The organism is Geobacillus sp. CCR, assembly GCF_052906625.1.
In genome coordinates this window covers 1-5544 of sequence record NZ_JBREBQ010000069.1, presented here as the reverse complement: position 1 = coordinate 5544, position 5544 = coordinate 1, and the positions used below count along the sequence as shown (strand labels likewise).

At 48.9% G+C, this 5544-nt stretch carries 9 protein-coding genes; 2 read left to right on the top strand and 7 right to left on the bottom strand.

Annotated elements, in window-relative coordinates:
- Positions 1-261 precede the first annotated feature (261 nt).
- Complete coding sequence (locus tag ACVBDQ_RS17490) at positions 262-441, bottom strand: hypothetical protein (RefSeq protein ID WP_011230158.1); 180 nt, start codon at positions 439-441, stop codon at positions 262-264.
- Positions 442-631: 190 nt separating this feature from the next.
- On the opposite strand from ACVBDQ_RS17490, the gene ACVBDQ_RS17485 reads away from it, so the two are divergent.
- Positions 632-973 carry a YhaI family protein gene (locus ACVBDQ_RS17485; protein WP_011230157.1) on the top strand — a complete coding sequence of 114 codons (342 nt, stop codon included), beginning with the start codon at positions 632-634 and terminating at the stop codon, positions 971-973.
- Here the strand turns inward: ACVBDQ_RS17485 and ACVBDQ_RS17480 are convergent.
- A complete protein-coding gene (locus tag ACVBDQ_RS17480) occupies positions 966-1571 on the bottom strand; it encodes an HTH-type transcriptional regulator Hpr (RefSeq protein ID WP_011230156.1) in 606 nt (201 codons plus the stop codon). The genes ACVBDQ_RS17485 and ACVBDQ_RS17480 overlap by 8 nt on opposite strands.
- A 154-nt stretch (positions 1572-1725) precedes the next feature.
- Here ACVBDQ_RS17480 and ACVBDQ_RS17475 point away from each other — a divergent pair, with 154 nt between their 5' ends.
- Positions 1726-1914, top strand: coding sequence for a hypothetical protein (locus ACVBDQ_RS17475; protein WP_013146234.1), 189 nt, complete (start codon positions 1726-1728; stop codon positions 1912-1914).
- Positions 1915-2008: 94 nt separating this feature from the next.
- On the opposite strand, the gene ACVBDQ_RS17470 is transcribed toward ACVBDQ_RS17475, so the two are convergent.
- The 5 genes from ACVBDQ_RS17470 to yhaM all read right to left on the bottom strand — a co-directional run bounded on the left by ACVBDQ_RS17470 (position 2009) and on the right by yhaM (position 5271).
- Complete coding sequence (locus ACVBDQ_RS17470) at positions 2009-2533, bottom strand: tryptophan transporter (RefSeq protein ID WP_011230154.1); 525 nt, start codon at positions 2531-2533, stop codon at positions 2009-2011.
- A gap of 95 nt (positions 2534-2628) precedes the next feature.
- Positions 2629-3711 (bottom strand): 3-phosphoserine/phosphohydroxythreonine transaminase, encoded by a 1083-nt coding sequence (gene serC, locus ACVBDQ_RS17465; RefSeq protein WP_011230153.1) that lies wholly within the window; start codon positions 3709-3711, stop codon positions 2629-2631.
- Between the two features lie 129 nt (positions 3712-3840).
- Positions 3841-4029 carry a sporulation YhaL family protein gene (locus ACVBDQ_RS17460; protein ID WP_011230152.1) on the bottom strand — a complete coding sequence of 63 codons (189 nt, stop codon included), beginning with the start codon at positions 4027-4029 and terminating at the stop codon, positions 3841-3843.
- Between the two features lie 112 nt (positions 4030-4141).
- The gene (locus tag ACVBDQ_RS17455) at positions 4142-4270 is read right to left on the bottom strand and encodes a hypothetical protein (RefSeq protein ID WP_014194989.1); all 129 of its coding nucleotides are present in this window, start codon (positions 4268-4270) and stop codon (positions 4142-4144) included.
- Between the two features lie 23 nt (positions 4271-4293).
- Complete coding sequence (gene yhaM, locus ACVBDQ_RS17450; protein WP_011230150.1) at positions 4294-5271, bottom strand: 3'-5' exoribonuclease YhaM; 978 nt, start codon at positions 5269-5271, stop codon at positions 4294-4296.
- Between the last annotated feature and the right edge of the window lie 273 nt (positions 5272-5544).

Here is a 5544-nt window from a genome sequence, read left to right as displayed (position 1 = left end):
TGCCGCCCGCTTCCTTCAGATTCTGCGTCGCCGCAGACACCCTTGCGTTAAGCTAACTGCTACTTCTGCCTTCGCAGTTCGGGACTTTCACCCTATAGACTGCACCCATGCCGGGCGCACACGAAAGAGGGTGCTCCCGCAAAAGGAGCACCCTTTTTTGCCGCCTTCCTTGAAACGAAGGGAGAGGCAACGACAATGGAACTCACTCCATCAAAAGAAAAACATAACAATCCCCGCATCAACCGTCAGAGCAGGGAAAAGTCATGTAAACAACACTTCAAAGTAAGAAGAGATTAATAAAATCGTAATAAGGACATTAATCGTGCGAAAAACCGCCGGCTGCTGCTCCTCCGGGATGTCACGCTGCGCGCAAAGCGAGTGTGTGAGCTGGTTGATAAAAAATAAGACCGTAACCGCCAGGAGGATGAAATAAAGCACCAAAACTGTTCCCCTCCTCTTTGATCTTCACCAAACGCCGCCCATGGCTTTAACTTTACATCGTTCATGGCTGGAAATCAATCATTTTTCTTTTTCCGGACACAAACCGATTTTTCTATTGGTGAATGCGCACAAATTCGGTAAAATATACGTAAAAACGGTCACATTTTCGTCACCAAAAGGAGCACGATATATGGAATCGTTGGAAAAGCGAGTGGCCAAGCTGGAATTTCACCAGTCTCTGCTGATGGAAATGATCGACGAAACGAAAAAACCATTTTATTCCCTCATCATCCGCGCGGATTTGACCAAAGAAGAAGTCGACGCCTTCTTGGCGTTTTGCCAAGAGCTTGCCGACCAATACGAACAGCAAAAAGCGGAAGGGTTGACGATTTTCACTCCCCTGCTCGTGCAGTTTGCTGGGATGCTTCATCCGAACCTTCCGCTGGAACAGACAGTTGACGCTCTTTTGGCCCAACAAATGTTTGTCCCGCTGATGACCGAGCTAAAAACGCTCATTCGCACCATCAGTTAGCCTGGCTGGCCAATTCTTTCTCGTGCTCTTCCGTTTTCGGCTTTCGCTTGACAAGTTTGCCGTCCTGCTCGATAAAATCTTCTTTAATGTTTTCAAACGCCCGCTCAAAAATTTCCATGAAATCATCGCCATAAATGTTGCGGACGATGCACATCATTTCTAAAATTTCTGGAAACTTTCCGTACAACTCGCGCAACGGCAACGCCCCATTGAAAACGGCATTTTTCGTCGGGTCATACGTCTCCATCAGCTTCATCAACACTTCTTCTCCTTTTTCCGTCAACTCAATGTACGTATTGCGCTTGTCATCCTGTTTTTTGGAAAACGAAAGCAATCCTTTTTCTTCTAATTTCTTTGAGAAGTTGAACGCCGTCGACACATGCATCACACCGAACTTGGCGATTTCCGAAATCGAGGCTCCTTTGAAGTGGTAGGCGATCCATAAAATGTGATGTTCGTTAATGTTCAAGTCAAACGGCTTGATCCACCGCTGCCAATCTTTTTCAATCGATTTCCATAGCGCTTTGCTCAGCTGGGCAATTCGTTGGCTGAATAACATCGCCTCTTTGATGGAATAATGCTGTTCTGTCGCTTTCATCGTTCCACCCACTCTTCCCTCACCGTATTTTTTACTTTCCATTATATCAATAAAACAAAAAGGAATAAAGACAAAAGTATTTATTTTTATGATTTTTTTTGCATATTCATAGTAGTAAGCATAAGGCGCTTGGCGCATACAGGAGGAGAATGCCATGGTGTATATACAATGGCTGCTTATCGCTGTCGGATTCTTATTTTTCTGTCTTTTTATAAACGCATTTTTCGCCTTATGGAAAGCGCGGGCGTACCCGCCGAAAGCATTGCTGAAAGAACGGACTTTGCGCTATATTGGAATAGCGTTCATTTGCTTGCTCACCGCTTGGCTTCTCAGCTATGTCTAATACGCGTTAAAAACAAATGGAGCATAAGTATTTTTTTCCTACTCTCTCTTTGATAGCAAAAAACCCGACCAGCAATGATCGGGTTTTTCGCCGTCTACACGTGCGCTGTAACGTTCATCCGTCGGAAAATCGACGATGCGATCGGATAGATGATGGCCATCGCCACTGCGTTCAACGCCGCTGTCGGCAGCACGATGGTGACAAACAGCGCCGAAAACGTCGCTCCGCCCGGCAACCCGACAAGCAAGAGCGCCGCAGCCAAAAACACCCCGCCGGAAATGACCGTGCCGACTGCCGCCAGCACTGAAGCCCCAATGACCGTTTGGCTGTATGCTTTCATCAAAGTCGCTAGGGCAAACACGACAAAGGCGGTGATGATCTTATCGATCATATTCGGCAGCTGTCCGCCCGGGAACGTCGTCGTCATGGCTGAGATCAAGCCAGTGACGACGCCGACAAGGCCGACCGCTTTGACGTTTGGAAAAAGCAAAATCGCCAAAAACATCATCGCCAGCATCATATCCGGCTTCATTCCGAAAAACAACCCCGGAATGACCGCGTGCAACACGGCTCCGATTCCGACTAACAGCGCCATCGATACTAATGCTCTCACATTCATGCTCATCTCTCCTCATCTCTCCTCGTCTATATCTTTTGCTCGAGAATTTTTCTATCATTATATCACTTTGCAGTGTAAAAGTGAAGAAGAAATTTTCAGGCAAAACGGCGGCGGAACTCGTTCATAAACGACGCGAGCGCTTCGCACGCCTCAAGCGGCACCGCGTTGTAAATCGACGCCCGGCAGCCGCCAACCGATCGGTGCCCGCCGAGCCCGACAAACCCGCGTTCTTTCGCCTCGGCGAGGAACGTTTTCGTCAGCTCCTCATTTGGAAGCGTAAAGGTGACGTTCATGAGCGAACGGCTCCCCTTTTCGGCGTGCGGTTTGTAAAAGCCGCCGCTTTCATCAATCGCCTCATACAGCACGGCCGCCTTTTGCTGGTTGCGCTCTTCCATCGCCGCCACACCGCCTTGCTCTTCGACCCATTCGAGCACGAGCGACAGCATGTAAATCGCAAACGTCGGCGGCGTGTTGTACAGCGAATTGCTCTTCTGGTGCGTCCGGTAATCAAGCATCGTCGGCAGCCCGTCCGGAATGCGCTCAAGCAAATCGTTGCGGAGAATGACAACCGTGACTCCTGACGGGCCGAGATTTTTCTGCGCCCCGGCGTAAATGAGGGCAAATTGACTGACATCGAACGGACGGCTTAAAATATCGCTCGACATATCCGCGACCAAGTCAACCGGCGTGTTTGGAAATTCCTTCCATTGAGTGCCGAAGATCGTGTTGTTTGACGTAATATGGACATAGGCGGCGTTTTTCGGCCATTGGACGTCATCAAGCGGCGGAATGTATGTGTAGTTCGCTTCTTTGCTCGAAGCGACGACCGTTGTCAAACCGATTTTTTGCGCTTCTTTCAGCGCTTTCTCCGACCATGCCCCGGTCAGCACATAACAGCCGATTTTCCCTTCCGTGAGGAGGTTCATCGGCACCATTGAAAACTGCAGGCTCGCCCCGCCTTGCAAAAATAAAATGTCATATCCGTCCGGCACATTTAGAAGCCGCTTGAGCCGCTCTTTCGCCGCATGATGGACAGCCTCGTATTCCTTGCTTCGGTGGCTTAATTCCATAACCGACATGCCGGTGTTTTGAAAATTAAGCAGCTCTTTTTGCGCCCGTTCAAGCACCGGAAGCGGCAGCGCTGACGGGCCGGCGTTGAAGTTGTACGCGCGTTTCATTGTCATCCCTCACTTTGCCTCCTGGTAGTCCATTGATATTATTATCCTAGCACGATTCGCAAAAAAAGAAAGAGAATTTTTCGAAAAAAACGCTTTCAAACGAAATCTTCCAAAAAAAGAAAGCCCCTGCTATTGCAAGGACTTCGCTTGTTTCCGCCGCTCGCGCTCCTTTCGGATGCGCTCCATGTAAATCTCCCCTTCTTTTTCAATGAATGCTTCGTCGATTTCCCGCTCACGCGCCGCCGTTTTTACGGTCATATAGCCGCTGAAAATAATGCCGGCAACAACCAAATACACCCACCAAGGCAAACTGAGCATCGCCATTCCCCCTTGTATGCTTGTCTTGTACTTAGTACACTATACGCGCAACAAGGGGGCAGTATGCATGGAGAAAGAGGCGGGAAAGCCGCCTCTTTCTTAGGGACAACGCTTATGCTTCGTTTCGCTTCTTCTTTGTTTTCTTCTTCGCTTTCTTCCACTGTCGGCGCAGCTCGTTCAACTCTTCTTTCGCCTGTTCATACTGAGTCGTCGGGACGATTTCAATGATCGGTTCGATCATGATCATCCCCCCTTTTTCCGCCCCTACTCTTTACTACCCGGATTTTTTGGCTTTGAAACAGACAAAAACGCTGGTTTGTAAAACGAGCGGTTGTCAAGGGCAAAAACGCGTTCCGTAAACTCGCCCGGCTTCACCTTCTCGAGCGCGCGGTCGATCATCGTAATTTTCGCATCCAAATTGTCAATGTAATGAAGCACCTCAGCTTCTTTGACGAGCGGCGGCTTCGGGCTGCCCCACTCCGCCTTGCCATGATGCGCGAGCACAAGATGTTGCAAAATGACAACTTCTTCACCTTGAATGCCGAGCTGTTCCGCCGCCTTGCTGATCTCGCTCACCATGATCGAAATGTGTCCGAGCAAATTTCCTTCAAGCGTATACGCCGCCGATACCGGACCGGATAGTTCAATCACTTTGCCAAGGTCATGCAAAATGACGCCGGCATAAAGCAAATCTTTATTGAGCGACGGATAGAGATGGATGAGCGCCTTGGCGAGCTCGAGCATCGACACGACGTGGTACGCCAGTCCGGAGATAAATTCATGATGGTTTTTCGTCGCCGCTGGATACTCAAAAAACGCCTTTTCGTATTTTTTCAACAAATAGCGGGTAATGCGCTGGATGTTTGGATTTTCCATCGCAAATATGTATTCCATGACTTTCGCCTTCATTTCCTCGCGGCCGAGCGGAGCCTTCTCCAAAAAGTCATCGATGCGCACGGCATCGCCCGGATGAGCAGGACGGATCGAACGGATGCGCAGCTGCAATTTGCCGCGGTAGTTATGGATGTCTCCCGCCACTTTGACGATGCACTCCGGCACATACCGCTCTTCGTCATCCGGCGAGACATCCCACAGTTTGGCTTCAATGTCGCCGCTTTTATCTTGCAAAATCAAAGTTAAGAACGGCTTGCCGTTGCTGGCGATGCCTTTCGTTGCTGATTTGATGAGCAAAAAGAGATCAACTTGTTCCCCAACCTCATAATGGATGATGCCTTTCGCCACTTCGTTCTCCTCCGTTTCTCTGTACGTACTTTCTAGTATATCATAACGGTTAGAGGGCAAAAAGAAAGCCTTGCCGAAACGGCAAGGAAACATTGGCCCAAACGCCCCGTCACGCTGTTTATTTTTTTGTTAGCTGAATGGCCCGTTTTATCTTAATTAGGCGAGAAGACTCCCACTTCAACGAAGCGAAGCGGAGTAAGTGGGAGATGAATCGCCTTAACTATATTTTGCTGAAAATAGGATAGATTCAGTAAAATATAGTATCATATAGTT